This is a genomic window from Gordonia sp. J1A (genome assembly GCF_055393515.1).
Genome location: NZ_AP041607.1, coordinates 2,159,707 through 2,172,215, shown reverse-complemented (window position 1 = coordinate 2,172,215; position 12,509 = coordinate 2,159,707). Strand labels below are relative to the sequence as shown.

General features: G+C 68.2%; 18 protein-coding genes. 15 read left to right on the top strand and 3 right to left on the bottom strand.

The window, feature by feature from the left end; all coding sequences use genetic code 11:
- The first annotated feature begins 61 nt into the window (after window positions 1-61).
- The 8 genes from infA to truA all read left to right on the top strand — a co-directional run bounded on the left by infA (window position 62) and on the right by truA (window position 4,759).
- Entirely contained in the window at window positions 62-283 is a 222-nt protein-coding gene (gene infA / locus ACZ5QD_RS10240; protein WP_005187701.1) for a translation initiation factor IF-1, read from the top strand.
- Between the two features lie 107 nt (window positions 284-390).
- Window positions 391-504 (top strand): 50S ribosomal protein L36, encoded by a 114-nt coding sequence (rpmJ, locus tag ACZ5QD_RS10235; protein WP_009679193.1) that lies wholly within the window; start codon window positions 391-393, stop codon window positions 502-504.
- Window positions 505-675: 171 nt separating this feature from the next.
- Window positions 676-1,044 carry a 30S ribosomal protein S13 gene (gene rpsM / locus ACZ5QD_RS10230; protein WP_006895582.1) on the top strand — a complete coding sequence of 123 codons (369 nt, stop codon included), beginning with the start codon at window positions 676-678 and terminating at the stop codon, window positions 1,042-1,044.
- Window positions 1,044-1,451 carry a 30S ribosomal protein S11 gene (gene rpsK / locus ACZ5QD_RS10225; RefSeq protein WP_006895581.1) on the top strand — a complete coding sequence of 136 codons (408 nt, stop codon included), beginning with the start codon at window positions 1,044-1,046 and terminating at the stop codon, window positions 1,449-1,451. The genes rpsM and rpsK overlap by 1 nt, the downstream gene beginning before the upstream one ends.
- A gap of 34 nt (window positions 1,452-1,485) precedes the next feature.
- Window positions 1,486-2,091 (top strand): 30S ribosomal protein S4, encoded by a 606-nt coding sequence (gene rpsD, locus ACZ5QD_RS10220; protein WP_006895580.1) that lies wholly within the window; start codon window positions 1,486-1,488, stop codon window positions 2,089-2,091.
- 98 nt (window positions 2,092-2,189) lie between these two features.
- On the top strand, window positions 2,190-3,242 hold the full coding sequence (locus ACZ5QD_RS10215) for a DNA-directed RNA polymerase subunit alpha (protein WP_006895579.1): 1,053 nt from the start codon (window positions 2,190-2,192) through the stop codon (window positions 3,240-3,242).
- 80 nt (window positions 3,243-3,322) lie between these two features.
- On the top strand, window positions 3,323-3,817 hold the full coding sequence (rplQ, locus tag ACZ5QD_RS10210) for a 50S ribosomal protein L17 (protein WP_045537180.1): 495 nt from the start codon (window positions 3,323-3,325) through the stop codon (window positions 3,815-3,817).
- 54 nt (window positions 3,818-3,871) lie between these two features.
- Window positions 3,872-4,759: a tRNA pseudouridine(38-40) synthase TruA gene (gene truA, locus ACZ5QD_RS10205; RefSeq protein ID WP_006895577.1), complete on the top strand. Its 888-nt coding sequence runs from the start codon at window positions 3,872-3,874 to the stop codon at window positions 4,757-4,759.
- Between the two features lie 16 nt (window positions 4,760-4,775).
- On the opposite strand, the gene ACZ5QD_RS10200 is transcribed toward truA, so the two are convergent.
- Window positions 4,776-5,993, bottom strand: coding sequence for a MinD/ParA family ATP-binding protein (locus ACZ5QD_RS10200; RefSeq protein WP_231650025.1), 1,218 nt, complete (start codon window positions 5,991-5,993; stop codon window positions 4,776-4,778).
- 243 nt (window positions 5,994-6,236) lie between these two features.
- Here ACZ5QD_RS10200 and ACZ5QD_RS10195 point away from each other — a divergent pair, with 243 nt between their 5' ends.
- From ACZ5QD_RS10195 to ACZ5QD_RS10170, 6 genes are all read left to right on the top strand, one after another.
- Entirely contained in the window at window positions 6,237-6,464 is a 228-nt protein-coding gene (locus tag ACZ5QD_RS10195; RefSeq protein WP_231650027.1) for a hypothetical protein, read from the top strand.
- Window positions 6,461-6,826, top strand: a complete 366-nt coding sequence (locus tag ACZ5QD_RS10190) for a YbaB/EbfC family nucleoid-associated protein (protein WP_006895574.1) — start codon at window positions 6,461-6,463, stop codon at window positions 6,824-6,826. Before ACZ5QD_RS10195 ends, ACZ5QD_RS10190 begins: the two co-directional genes overlap by 4 nt.
- 31 nt (window positions 6,827-6,857) lie before the next feature.
- Window positions 6,858-7,160, top strand: a complete 303-nt coding sequence (locus tag ACZ5QD_RS10185) for a hypothetical protein (RefSeq protein ID WP_006895573.1) — start codon at window positions 6,858-6,860, stop codon at window positions 7,158-7,160.
- Window positions 7,157-8,536 carry a hypothetical protein gene (locus tag ACZ5QD_RS10180; RefSeq protein ID WP_081598076.1) on the top strand — a complete coding sequence of 460 codons (1,380 nt, stop codon included), beginning with the start codon at window positions 7,157-7,159 and terminating at the stop codon, window positions 8,534-8,536. The genes ACZ5QD_RS10185 and ACZ5QD_RS10180 overlap by 4 nt, the downstream gene beginning before the upstream one ends.
- 39 nt (window positions 8,537-8,575) lie before the next feature.
- Window positions 8,576-8,887: a WXG100 family type VII secretion target gene (locus ACZ5QD_RS10175; RefSeq protein ID WP_006895571.1), complete on the top strand. Its 312-nt coding sequence runs from the start codon at window positions 8,576-8,578 to the stop codon at window positions 8,885-8,887.
- 111 nt (window positions 8,888-8,998) lie between these two features.
- Window positions 8,999-9,295, top strand: a complete 297-nt coding sequence (locus ACZ5QD_RS10170) for a WXG100 family type VII secretion target (RefSeq protein WP_006895570.1) — start codon at window positions 8,999-9,001, stop codon at window positions 9,293-9,295.
- A gap of 76 nt (window positions 9,296-9,371) precedes the next feature.
- On the opposite strand, the gene ACZ5QD_RS10165 is transcribed toward ACZ5QD_RS10170, so the two are convergent.
- The gene (locus tag ACZ5QD_RS10165) at window positions 9,372-10,028 is read right to left on the bottom strand and encodes a CE1759 family FMN reductase (RefSeq protein ID WP_045537185.1); all 657 of its coding nucleotides are present in this window, start codon (window positions 10,026-10,028) and stop codon (window positions 9,372-9,374) included.
- Window position 10,029: 1 nt separating this feature from the next.
- Complete coding sequence (locus ACZ5QD_RS10160) at window positions 10,030-11,172, bottom strand: LLM class flavin-dependent oxidoreductase (RefSeq protein WP_006895568.1); 1,143 nt, start codon at window positions 11,170-11,172, stop codon at window positions 10,030-10,032.
- Between the two features lie 181 nt (window positions 11,173-11,353).
- Between ACZ5QD_RS10160 and ACZ5QD_RS10155 the strand changes: the two genes are divergently transcribed.
- A complete protein-coding gene (locus tag ACZ5QD_RS10155) occupies window positions 11,354-12,280 on the top strand; it encodes a cation diffusion facilitator family transporter (RefSeq protein ID WP_006895567.1) in 927 nt (308 codons plus the stop codon).
- Window positions 12,281-12,509: the final 229 nt, after the last annotated feature.

The window sequence follows — 12,509 nt, the reverse complement described above, 5'->3', positions numbered from 1 at the left end:
GATAGACGAAGCTGGAGTCGGCGGACACGGTAAGGCCGGTCGCCGGAGAATCGCGGAGGATATGGCGAAGAAAGATGGGGCCATTGAGGTCGAGGGACGCGTAGTCGAGCCCCTGCCCAATGCGATGTTCCGCATTGAGCTGGAGAACGGACACAAGGTCCTCGCCCACATCAGTGGCAAGATGCGGCAGCATTACATCCGCATCCTGCCTGAGGATCGAGTCGTCGTGGAGCTCTCGCCCTACGACCTCGGCCGCGGACGCATCGTCTACCGGTACAAGTAACCCTCGTACGGGCGGTGCCGGAGCGATGCGTCGCTTCGTGGTGCCCGGACACCGTGCTGCCGAGTCCTACGGCGGCACGCCACAGGAGAACAAAGGGAGAAGCTGACGTGAAGGTCAAGCCGAGCGTCAAGCCGATCTGCGAGAAGTGCAAGGTGATCCGCCGTAACGGTCGGGTCATGGTGATCTGCGACAACCTGCGTCACAAGCAGCGTCAGGGCTGATCAGCTTCTTCAGGTCGCTTGAAGACACATAACTGAACATCGTTATCGAAGAACTCCCAGAACCAGCATTCGCAGACGCGCGGATGCCGACCCCCGGTGCAGAGGCCGGGGCCCGGCGCAGAGTCCGGGGCGGGCTGGGAGCAGACCTCTGAATATGTAAGGAATCGCCACATGGCACGTGTTGCAGGTGTGGATCTCCCCCGCGAGAAGCGGCTGGAGATCGCGCTCACCTACATCTACGGGGTGGGTCGCACCACCTCGAAGGAAATCCTCGCCGCCACCGGCCTCTCGGCCGATCTGCGCGCCAAGGACCTGACCGACGCAGACGTCGCGAAGCTCCGCGAGTACATCGAGTCCTCGGTCAAGGTCGAGGGTGACCTGCGCCGCGAGGTGCAGGCCGACATCCGTCGCAAGATCGAGATCGGCTGCTACCAGGGTCTGCGCCACCGTCGCGGCCTGCCGGTCCACGGTCAGCGCACCAAGACCAATGCCCGTACTCGTAAGGGCCCGAAGAAGACCATCGCCGGGAAGAAGAAGTAATGCCCCCCAAGTCACGTAGCGCAGGCCCGAAGAAGGGCACCCGTCGTCGCGACAAGAAGAACGTTCCGCTGGGCCACGCCCACATCAAGTCGACGTTCAACAACACCATCGTCTCGATCACCGACCCCGAGGGCAACGTGATCAGCTGGGCCAGCTCCGGCCACGTCGGCTTCAAGGGCTCGCGTAAGAGCACCCCGTTCGCCGCGCAGCTCGCTGCCGAGAACGCTGCCCGCAAGGCGCAGGAGAACGGTGTCAAGAAGGTCGATGTGTTCGTCAAGGGACCGGGTTCGGGTCGCGAGACCGCCATCCGGTCGCTGCAGGCCGCCGGCCTCGAGGTCGGCACCATTTCCGATGTGACCCCGCAGCCGCACAACGGCTGCCGTCCGCCCAAGCGGCGCCGGGTCTAGCGGGACCCGGAATAGAGACAGAAGGAAGTAGAACATGGCTCGCTATACCGGCCCCGCAACCAAGAAGTCCCGTCGTCTTCGCGTCGATCTGATCGGCGGAGACCAGGCGTACGAGCGTCGCCCGTACCCGCCCGGCCAGCACGGTCGCGCGCGGATCAAGGAGACCGAGTACCTGCTCCAGCTGCAGGAGAAGCAGAAGGCCCGCTTCACCTACGGCGTCATGGAGAAGCAGTTCCGCCGCTACTACGAGGAAGCCAACCGTCGCTCGGGCAAGACCGGCGACGTGCTGCTGCAGATCCTCGAGTCGCGTCTGGACAACGTCGTGTACCGCGCCGGACTGGCCCGGACTCGTCGTCAGGCCCGCCAGATGGTCAGCCACGGCCACTTCACCGTGAACGGTGTTCGCGTGGACGTGCCCAGCTACCGCGTCAGCCAGTACGACATCATCGACGTCCGTCCGAAGTCGCTGCAGACCACGCCGTTCCAGATCGCCAAGGAGACCCTGGGCGATCGTCCGACCCCGGCCTGGCTGCAGGTGGTTCCGTCGACTCTGCGCATCCTCGTGCACTCGCTGCCCGAGCGCGCACAGATCGAGGTTCCGCTCACCGAGCAGCTCATCGTCGAGTACTACTCCAAGTAGTCTCACCCGAGCTTTCGCGAAACCTACTGAGCAGCATCAGCTGCCCGGTCCACCTCGACGTCGTCAAATAGTGGGCGGCCGAAGGAGAATCCCACCACATGCTCATCTCACAGCGACCCACTCTGTCCGAAGAGGTCATCGCCGAGAACCGCTCGAAGTTCACCATCGAACCCCTCGAGCCGGGCTTCGGCTACACCTTGGGCAACTCGCTGCGGCGCACGCTGCTGTCGTCCATCCCGGGCGCGGCGGTCACCAGCATCCGCATCGACGGTGTCCTGCACGAGTTCACCACCGTTCCCGGCGTGAAGGAGGATGTCACCAACATCATCCTGAACCTCAAGGGACTGGTTGTGAGCTCCGAAGAGGACGAGCCGGTCACCATGTACGTCCGTAAGCAGGGCCCGGGCACCGTCACCGGTGCGGACATCGTTCCGCCTGCCGGCGTCACCGTGCACAACCCGGACCTGCACATCGCGACCCTCAACGACAAGGGCAAGCTCGAGATCGAGCTGGTCGTCGAGCGGGGCCGCGGTTACGTGCCGGCCGTGCAGAACAAGGCCACCGGCGCCGAGATCGGCCGCATCCCGGTCGACTCGATCTACTCGCCGGTCCTGAAGGTGACCTACAAGGTCGAGGCCACCCGTGTCGAGCAGCGCACCGACTTCGATCGGCTGGTGCTCGACGTGGAGACCAAGAACTCCATGACCGCGCGTGACGCCCTGGCGTCGGCCGGCAAGACCCTGGTCGAGCTCTTCGGCCTGGCTCGGGAGCTCAACGTCGAGGCCGAGGGCATCGAGATCGGCCCGTCGCCGCAGGAGGCGGATCACATCGCCGCGTTCAGCCTGCCGATCGAGGATCTCGAGCTGACCGTCCGTTCGTACAACTGCCTCAAGCGCGAGGGTGTCCACACCGTCGGCGAGCTGGTTGCGCGCACCGAGTCGGATCTACTCGACATCCGCAACTTCGGCCAGAAGTCGATCGACGAGGTCAAGGTGAAGCTGCACAGCCTGGGTCTGGCCCTCAAGGACAGCCCGGCGAGCTTCGACCCGTCGCAGGTCGCCGGCTACGACCCGGCCACCGGCACCTGGTCCGATGATGCGTCGTTCGGCGACGACGGTGGCGAGGATTACGCCGAGACCGAGCAGCTGTAGGGCTCGCAAAGAACCACCTGGTTTTTCCAGACCAACGGACTTCCGGTCGCGAGATCGTGAGTCGCTCCTAGGAGAAAGACATGCCCAAGCCCACCAAGGGTGCCCGCCTCGGCGGGTCGGCCAGCCACCAGAAGGCGATCCTGGCGAACCTCGCCACGGCTCTCTTCGAGCACGGCCGAATCACCACCACCGAAGCCAAGGCGAAGCGGCTGCGTCCGTACGCCGAGAAGCTGATCACCCACGCGAAGGCCGGCCAGCTGGCCAACCGTCGCGAGGTCATGAAGGACATCCGCGACAAGGATGTCGTTCACACCCTGTTCGCCGAGATCGGCCCGCACTTCGCGGAGCGCAACGGCGGATACACCCGCATCATCAAGACGCTGCCGCGCAAGGGCGACAACGCCCCGATGGCCGTGATCGAGCTGGTGCAGGAGAAGACGGCGTCGTCGGAGGCCAACCGTGCCACCCGCGCCGCCGCGTCCAAGGCCAAGGCGGCCGAGGAGGCTGCTCCGGCAGAAGCCGCTGACGAGGCTCCGGCCGCCGAGGCCGCTGCCGACGAGGCACAGGACCAGTAGCCGCTTCGCTCGCCGGTGACCTGACGGTCGCCGCCGAGCGAGAGGTGACACTCCATGACGACACAGCCCGTCCCCATCATCGATGGGGACGGGCTGTGTCGTCTTCGGCTGCTGATCGGCTACGACGGCACCGACTTCTCCGGCTGGGCCACGCAGCCCGGTCGACGGACGGTCTGCGAGAGTCTCGAGCAGATGCTGAGCACCGTGCTCCGCGCGCCGATTCGGCTGACTGTCGCGGGCCGGACCGACGCCGGTGTCCACGCCGCCGGGCAGGTGGCGCACTGCGACGTCCCCGTCGCGTCGTTGCAGACCAGGTCCATCGACGGGGACCCGTCGCGACTGGTTCGCAGGCTCGCCAAGATGCTCCCGGACGATGTACGGGTGAAGCGGATCGAGACCGTTTCCGCAGACTTCGATGCGCGTTTCTCCGCACTGGCGCGCACGTACGAATACCGGCTCACCGACGCCGCGTGGGGCGCCGAGCCGACCCTCGCCCGCACCACCGCCGATTGGACCCGGCCCCTGGACGTCGAGGCCATGAACGCGGCCTCGGCGGCTTTGGTCGGGCTCAATGACTTCGCGGCCTTCTGCCGCTACCGGCCGGGCTCCACCACCATCCGCGAACTCCAGCGCTTCAGTTGGCGGCGAGACGGCGACGTGCTGGTCGGCACCGTGGTGGCCGACGCCTTCTGCTGGTCGATGGTCCGGTCCCTCGTGGGCGCGGTGGCCTCGGTCGGCGACGGTCGCCGCGGCGTCGACTGGTGTGCCGGGCTGTTGTCTGAGCGCGCACGCTCCGCGCAGGTGCCCGTGGCGCAGGCCCGTGGCCTGTGCCTGATGAGCGTGAGCTACCCGCCGCCCGAGGAGTGGGCGGCGCGCAACGAACGGACGCGGGACGTCCGCGACGCCGGTGATCTCGGGTGTGCGGGTCCGGTCGTGGAGTAGTCCGCCGCGCCCTCGGTCACCCGCCGGTTCTGCGCCGCGGGGGATTGGCGAAGTCGTCGGCGATGGTGGCGGCCAGTTCGACGAACGACCGGCGGGTGGACTTGCTGAGGAGTTCCAGATCGATGTCGGCGCCTTCGGCGAGGTGATCGTCGAATCCGATGGTGTGTACCGCCCGGCAGCGGGTCAGGAAGTGTTGTGCGAGCTGGTCGACGTCGATGGTCGACGAACCCGGTCGGGATGAGCTGAGCACCACCACGCTGTGCGGGATGAGGTGGCCGTAGCCGTGTCCGGCCAGCCAGTCCAGCGTGGAACCGGCGCTGCGTGCTCCGTCGAGTGCGGGAGAGGAGACCAGGACCAGAGCGTCGGCGGTGTCGAGGACGCCGCGCATGGCGTCGGCGCTCATTCCGGTGCCGCAATCGGTGAGGATCACGTTGTAGAAGCGCTGGAGAATGTCGACGACGCCGCGGTACTCCCGTTCGCTGAACGCCTCGGCGGCAGCGGGGTCGCGTTCTGAGGCCAGCACTTCGAGCCGGCTGGGGGCTTGCGAGGTGTGCGCCCGGACATCGGAGTACCGGTGCACCGCGGTGTCGGCGAGCAGGTCGCGGACGGTGCAGGCGGTCTGCTGCGGAATGCGCTGCGCGAGGGTTCCGAGATCCGGATTGGCGTCCACCGCGATCACCCGGTCGCCGCGGAGCGATGCGAACGTGGAACCGAGTCCGATCGTCGTGGTGGTCTTGCCCACGCCGCCCTTCAACGACAGCACCGCGATGCGGTAGTCGCCGCGAATCGGGCGCCGGAGTCGTTCCAGCAGCTGCTGGTACTCGATTTCGGCGGGCGACTCGCCGGGGTTCACCAACCCGGCGGTCACCGCGTGCACGGCGCGCCGCCATCCGCGCACGGGGGCACGCCGTGCCTTGCGCAGGATCGCGACTTGATCCAGGGCTGGACCGGCGGGCGGGAGCGGTGCGGCCGGGACGAACGCGCTGACGGGCGGCGCGAGCGGCGCGGGTGCCGGTGGCACCGGATACGGCATCGGTGCGGGATGGACCGTCGCGTCGATCTCCGGTGCGGCGCGCAGCGGTGCAGCCTCATCGGGCTCTGCGGAGGCGTGCTCTGCGGAGACGGGCGGCGAGAGACCGATGATCGCGGACAGATCGATGTCCGGCCGCGGTTCGTGCGGCTGATGGTCGAGCCAGGGCGGAGTGTCGCTCATCTGGACTTCTGATGGTGTCATGTGTCCCCCTCGGGTCGCTCGCAGCGACGATGCTGCGGTCGGGGTGGAACGTTAGACGTCGCCGACCCAGACACGCCCGCGTTCGAATCGATGGAACCGAAAACGAGTCACGCGCGTCTAAGTCACATGGCAGAAGAGAATCGACATCAGGGTTCCGACACGGAACCGGCGGGGCTGACCACTGTCGCATCGAGATCCGGGGCCATCTCCGTCACGTGCACGGCCGCGGGACTGCCGGTGGGGATGACTATTTCGTCTCGGGCGATGCGGCGGTCTCCGGCGGCACTGGCGCGCGAGATCATGGCGCTGTGCACCCTCGCGAGCACGACCGCGGGAGTGCAGGCCAGGCACCGGTTGCGGGGGCGCGGTGTCGATGAGGAGGCACTCGATCTGCTCGGGCTGCCGTCACGCAAGGAGCTGGTGAACGCCGAGGCGGCAGCGGATGCCTCGAGTGCAGGACGGAATCGGTGAACCCCGAGATGGACGCCGTCGCCGATCGGGCGCAGCGGCAGCTGGGGGCGCTGGAGGACGTGCACCGGAGACTGCAGCAACTGCGCGCGACCGGAGTCGGCGACGACGGTCGCGTGCGCGTGACGGTGAACGGCAACGGAGCCCTCATCGAGTTGGAGATCGCCGCCGGCGCCGGCGGCGGAAAGGGCGCACGACTGTCGGAGGAGATCGTGGGTGCGGCAGTGCGCGCGGCGACGGATGCCTTCGCCGAGCGCAGCGAGATCATGCAGTCGTTCTGCGGCGAGTTCGCCGCACTGACCGGAGTCGACGACTCCGGCGCGGCGGTGGAACCGAACCGGGATCCGGTGCGTCCAATTACATGAGGGCTCGATTCTTCAAGCATCAGGGGGAGACGTGAACGAGACGATGGTGCACCCGGAAGCGGTGCAGACGTTCGGCGCCACATCGGCGGCGCTGGGAACGGCGACGGCCACTGCCGGAGCGTTCGACGCGGCGGCGGTGGGGGCCGCAGTGACGGCGGTATTCGGTCTGATCGGGCAGGAGTTCGCCGCCGCCTACTCGGTGGCACAGGCCAATCACCTCCGCGGAGTCGGGCTTCTCGCCGCCGCGCATGCGGCGACCGCAGCCGCGGTGTCGGCCGGAATCGCCTCGTTCTCCGACGCCGACGGCACCGGTGCCTGCGGGGTCCGAGTGTGAGCCGGCACCGAACCTCCGACGATGCGGGGCCGGCGTCCGGACCGGCTGCCCACACGTGCGGGAGCCCCGAGGTGGCCACCGCGGCGGACTGCGGCGCGGGGGACGTGCTCGCGAGATTCGGGATCGCGCCGGTTCAGGCACCGTTGAACGTGCACCTGCCGGCGAGCCTTCCCGAGTTGCCGGTGCTGCCCGCGATCGATCCGGCGATGTTGCTGAAGCCGATCACCGATCTGCTCGCGACATTCGGTACCGGAAGGCTCGGCGGAATCGGGGACCCCGCAGCCGCCCACAGCGATCTCGCCGGCCTGCTCGACGGCGGCGTGACGCTGCTGCTCAACGCTGCCCGTTCGGTGGATGGCGGATGGGTGGGACAGGCTGCGACATCGGCGGTCACGGCTGCGTCGCGGGCGGCGTCGGAGTCCGGCATGCTGGCGACGCAGGGAGCGGCGATCTCTGCCGATCTGCAGGCCGCGGCAGCGGTGGTGGCCGCCGGTCTGACTCAACTGCAGGGAGTAGTGGTGAAGACGGCAGGGGCGCTCGCCGCCGCACTGCCGACGCTGGCGACCCCGCCCGGGCAGCTCGCGGCGCTCGGGATCGCGGCGGAGGGGCTGGCAGAGGGGCTCTCGGTGGTCGCGGCCACTCGCACTCAGCTGGCCGGTCCCACGGCGCACATGGCGGCGAACGGCAGGCCGATACCGGTCACCGCGGTGCCGGGGCCGGGCGGCGACGGATTCGCGGTGGCGGCGAAACTGCTGGAGTCGGCGCTCCCGATGGTCCAGGCGGGAACGACGCTCGCTACGAAGCTCTTGGCGGGTACGGGGTCGGACGGCGCACCGGAGGTCCCGGCTCCGAACCCGAACCACCGGGATGCGCTCGGAACCCCCGCTGCCGTGCCCGCACCCTGTCCGTCGGCCTGCGACCGCGGACCGACGACGCCCGGGGCAGCGTCGGCCGGATCATCCGGTGCTGGAGCGCCGGCGGTCGGAGGCGCGGGTGCCGGTGGACCGGCGGTCAGACCGGCAGCCTCCGTTCCCGGCGCCGCTCCGAGTGCGATGACCGCCTCGGTCGCCGCGGAACCGGTGTCGCTGGCCGATCGGCCCATGACCACCAACGCCGCGGTGGTCGGGGCAGCACAGGCGACTGTGTCAACGGACTCGGCGGCGGCGCCCGCCGTGCCGCTGGCACCGGTCGTGCCGGCCACGGCACGTCAGTCCGCGGACGGACCGCGGATCGTGCCCGCCGCCGTAGCGCCTGAGCCCGCTAGCAGCGAGGCGGTGGACCGGGACTGGCTCACGGCCATGACCGCGGAGTCGCTTGACTTCGACGTGGCGCTGGAGTTGGGACTGGGCGGCCAGAAGCTCGCCGGATCGGTGTGATCCGGGGATCGAGAAGAACACCAAGGAAAGGACTGCGACATGCAGGCTCTCAAACTCGACGTCGCCGCCGGACAGGCCTCGGCGGCGTCGATCAAAGGAGTGGTGGACGAGATGCAGCGCATCGTCGGCCAGATCCAGAAGTCGGCGGTGAACGGCAAGTCGGGCTGGGACGGCAAGGCGTCCACCGCGTTCGAGACCACGCATACCGATTGGCACGGGGTCGCGACCAAACTGCAGGGCGCGCTGGACGAGATCGAGTCGAAGCTGACCGCCGGCTTCCGCGGTTACGACGACGAAGACGTGACGGTGGCGGGCCAGCTCACCGGCCTGCAGGGACATCTGTCGTTGTAGCGGGGCCGCCGCGGGGGAGCGGTGGCGCGGCTCGCTCGTCGCAGACGCACGAGCTCGACGCGCATATCTTCGACTGACACATCCGATTCAACACACTCACAGGGGGATGACATGAGCAACGGACTCATTCGGTACGACTTCGCAAGTCTCGGAACGCTTTCGGGCGACCTGCGTGGACAGTTTCAGCGGTTGGAAGAGCTGTCGGGTCAGCTCAAGCGCCAGGTGACGGCGCTCGCCGCGCACTGGGACTCGGGAGGCGCCGCGTCGTACCAGCAGGCGCAGGGCAACTGGGATCGGATCTTCGCCGACGCGCGCGCTCGGCTCGACTCGCTCGGCACGGGAGTCGCGAAGGCCGCCACGCATATGCGGGAGACCGACGTCCGGGTGGGCAAGACCTTCGCGGTGTGAGACACGGTCGCCCCGGGCGGCAGCCGCATCGGCTGCCACCCGGGGCGGACACCGAGCGAGGACGGTGCCTGATCGGTCAGTCTCCGGTGTGGCCTCGCAACAGCTCGGCGAAGGGAGTCACCTCGCCGAGGTCGTTCGCCCCCGCCGATCGACGCGGCCGGGTCTCGAGGTCGGTGGGGCCGCCGAATCCGGCGACCGCGGACGCACCGACGAGCCGCTGTGCCAGCTCGCCGGCGGCGCGGTGGACTCGGTCGCCGAGCTCGCTGCTGCCGAAGTCCTCGGTGGCGGCGAAGACCGCGGTCGGCACCGTGTCGGCCCACAGGTAGCTCATCAGCGGGCGCACGGCGTGATCGAGGACCAGACTGTGCCGCGGAGTGCCCGCCGTTGCTGCCACCAGCACCGGGACGCCGGTCATCGCGTCGGGGTCGAGCAGGTCGAAGAACATCTTGAACAGTCCGCTGTAGGAGGCGGTGAAGACCGGGGTCACGGCGACGATGCCGTCGGCGGCGGCTACCTCGTCACGGGCGGCGCTAACCTCCGCTGTCGCGACACCGGTGGTCACCGTGGTGGCCAGACCGGCGGCGAGCGGCGCCAGCTCCAGAACCCGCACGTCGACGCTCTCGCCCCGGGCGGTCACTCCCGCGGTGACGGCGTCGGCGATCTGGTCGGCCAGGAGCCGCGTGGACGACGGCGTCGAGACGCCGGCGCTGATCACGAGGAGACGTCGCGCCATCTCAGTTCTCTCCCTTCGCCGCCGCGGTCGCGACGGATGCGGCCGGAGCGACCCGGCGGTGCGGTGAGCCCGGGCCGGCGGCCACCAAAGACTCGTGGGTGGGCGGATCGGAGGGCACGTGGGCGGGTCGGCGGCGGTCGAATTCCGCACGCAGGACCGGCACCACCTGAGTGCCCAGGATCTCGATCTGCTCGAGCACCTGCGGCAGGGGAAGTCCGGCGTGGTCGACGAGGAACAGCTGCCGCTGGTAGTCGCCCGCGTAGTCGGCGAATGAGAGGGTCTTGTCGATCACCATCTCCGGCGTGCCGACGGTCAGCGGGGTCATGTCGGTGAAGTCTTCGAGCGACGGACCGTGGCCGTACACGGGCGCGTTGTCGAAGTAGGGACGGAACCGGCGTTTGGCCTCGTTCTCGGTGTCCGCCATGAAGACCTGACCGCCGAGACCGACGATGGCCTGATCGGCGGAACCGTGGCCGTAGTGCTCGAAACGGCGACGGTACAGGTTCACCATCTGCTCGGTGTGCTCCTTGTTCCAGAAGATGTTGTTGTGGAAGAAGCCGTCGCCGTAGAACGCGGCCTGCTCGGCGATCTCCGGGGAGCGGATGGAGCCGTGCCATACGAACGGCGGAGTGTCGTCGAGGGGAGCGGGTGTGGAGGTGTAGCCCTGCAGCGGCGTCCGGAACCGGCCCTCCCAGTCGATGTTCTTCTCCCGCCACAGGCGCCGGAGGAGGTGATAGTTCTCGACGGCGAGGGGGATGCCCTGCCGGATGTCCTTGCCGAACCACGGGTACACCGGACCGGTGTTGCCGCGACCGAGTGTCAGGTCCGCCCGGCCCCCGGACAGGTGCTGAAGCATCGCGAAGTCCTCGGCGATCTTGACCGGGTCGTTCGTGGTGATGAGCGTGGTCGCGGTCGACAGCCGCAGTTTCTCGGTGCGAGCCGCTATCCAGCCGAGCATGGTGGTCGGCGAACTGGGGACGAACGGCGGGTTGTGGTGCTCACCCGTGGCGAACACGTCCAGACCGACCTCCTCGGCCTTCAGGGCGATAGCGGTCATCGCCTGAATCCGCTCGTGTTCGCTGACCGTGGTGCCGGTGGTGGGGTCGGTGGTCACGTCACCGACGCTGAAGATTCCGAACTGCATCGAACGCTTCCTTCCTGGTGGGTCCGCTCGCCGCGGCTTTCACACAGAGTAACCGGACCGTGGTCCGGTTAATTCCCGGCCCTCGTTCCGCGTGCCGCTGGACGGTCGGGTCCGCCGCCACCGATTAGTCTTCCTTTGCGGCCGCCCGGCCGACACCACGTGCACAGACGGAAGGTCCTCCATGTCCGCAGAAGGGTCGACACGCGCGATCGTCGCCGCCCTGGCCGCCAATGCGGGAATCGCCGCGGCCAAGTTCGTCGGCTTCGCGATCACCGGTTCCTCATCGATGCTCGCCGAAGGCGTCCACTCCGTCGCCGACACGTCGAACCAGGGCCTGCTTCTGCTCGGCCAGAAGAGCGCGGCGCGCAAGGCCGACGAACTGCATCCGTTCGGGTACGGCCGCAGCAGGTACTTCTACTCGTTCATCGTCGCGCTCGTGATCTTCACCCTCGGCTCGATGTTCGCGCTCTACGAAGGCGTCGAGAAGATCCGCCACGCGGGCGATCACGGGCTCGACTCACCACTGGTCGCGGTGGTGATCCTCCTGGTCGCGATCTGCCTCGAGGGCTACAGCTTCCACACCGCCCGGAAGGAGTCCAGGCCACTCAAGGGCGGGGCGTCCTGGTGGCAGTTCATCCGCACCTCGCGCAATCCCGAATTGCCGGTGGTCCTGCTCGAGGACAGCGGCGCGCTGATCGGTCTGGTGCTGGCGCTCGCGGGTGTCGGGCTGACGATGATCACCGGTGATGCGATCTGGGACGGCATCGGCACCCTCTCGATCGGCGTACTGCTCGGCCTGATCGCGATCGTCCTGATCGTCGAGATGAAGAGCCTGCTGATCGGCGAGGGCGCGACCGAGGCCGAGTCGGAGACGCTGCGTTCGGTGATCCCGGGGCAGGACGTCGATCGCGTCATCCATATGAAGACGCAGTACCTCGGACCCGAGGAACTCCTGGTGGCGGCGAAGATCGCGATCGCGCCGGGTCTGGGGGCCGTCGAGATCGCTCGGGCGATCGACGGGGCGGAGGCCCGGGTGCGGGCCGCGGTGCCGCAGGCCCGGGTGATTTACCTCGAACCGGACATCGACAGGGGTGAGAACGCTTCGTGACCAACTCCTGACCTGGATGCGGCCTACGGGAACGCGTCGATGCGCTAGCCTCTGAAACCGCAATGAATGTGGAGGGGATCACATCGATGGTGTCAGCTCGGGCGAGGCCACAGGGCTACTCGACGAGGGCGCACACCCTGGCGCAGGCACCACGCCCCGACCGTTCATCCCGCAGCGGAAACCCCGCGAATCAGCAAGGAGAACGTACGTGACCACTTTCTTCGGTCGT

What these genes read in the sequence shown, in the direction of transcription:
- infA (WP_005187701.1), top strand. Translation starts at nt 62, where the DNA reads ATGGCGAAGAAAGATGGGGCCATTGAGGTCGAGGGACGCGTAGTCGAG.
- rpsM (WP_006895582.1), top strand. Translation starts at nt 676, where the DNA reads ATGGCACGTGTTGCAGGTGTGGATCTCCCCCGCGAGAAGCGGCTGGAG.
- rpsK (WP_006895581.1), top strand. Translation starts at nt 1,044, where the DNA reads ATGCCCCCCAAGTCACGTAGCGCAGGCCCGAAGAAGGGCACCCGTCGT.
- rpsD (WP_006895580.1), top strand. Translation starts at nt 1,486, where the DNA reads ATGGCTCGCTATACCGGCCCCGCAACCAAGAAGTCCCGTCGTCTTCGC.
- ACZ5QD_RS10215 (WP_006895579.1), top strand. Translation starts at nt 2,190, where the DNA reads ATGCTCATCTCACAGCGACCCACTCTGTCCGAAGAGGTCATCGCCGAG.
- rplQ (WP_045537180.1), top strand. Translation starts at nt 3,323, where the DNA reads ATGCCCAAGCCCACCAAGGGTGCCCGCCTCGGCGGGTCGGCCAGCCAC.
- truA (WP_006895577.1), top strand. Translation starts at nt 3,872, where the DNA reads ATGACGACACAGCCCGTCCCCATCATCGATGGGGACGGGCTGTGTCGT.
- ACZ5QD_RS10200 (WP_231650025.1), bottom strand. Translation starts at nt 5,993, where the DNA reads ATGACACCATCAGAAGTCCAGATGAGCGACACTCCGCCCTGGCTCGAC.
- ACZ5QD_RS10195 (WP_231650027.1), top strand. Translation starts at nt 6,237, where the DNA reads ATGACTATTTCGTCTCGGGCGATGCGGCGGTCTCCGGCGGCACTGGCG.
- ACZ5QD_RS10175 (WP_006895571.1), top strand. Translation starts at nt 8,576, where the DNA reads ATGCAGGCTCTCAAACTCGACGTCGCCGCCGGACAGGCCTCGGCGGCG.
- ACZ5QD_RS10170 (WP_006895570.1), top strand. Translation starts at nt 8,999, where the DNA reads ATGAGCAACGGACTCATTCGGTACGACTTCGCAAGTCTCGGAACGCTT.
- ACZ5QD_RS10165 (WP_045537185.1), bottom strand. Translation starts at nt 10,028, where the DNA reads ATGGCGCGACGTCTCCTCGTGATCAGCGCCGGCGTCTCGACGCCGTCG.
- ACZ5QD_RS10160 (WP_006895568.1), bottom strand. Translation starts at nt 11,172, where the DNA reads ATGCAGTTCGGAATCTTCAGCGTCGGTGACGTGACCACCGACCCCACC.
- ACZ5QD_RS10155 (WP_006895567.1), top strand. Translation starts at nt 11,354, where the DNA reads ATGTCCGCAGAAGGGTCGACACGCGCGATCGTCGCCGCCCTGGCCGCC.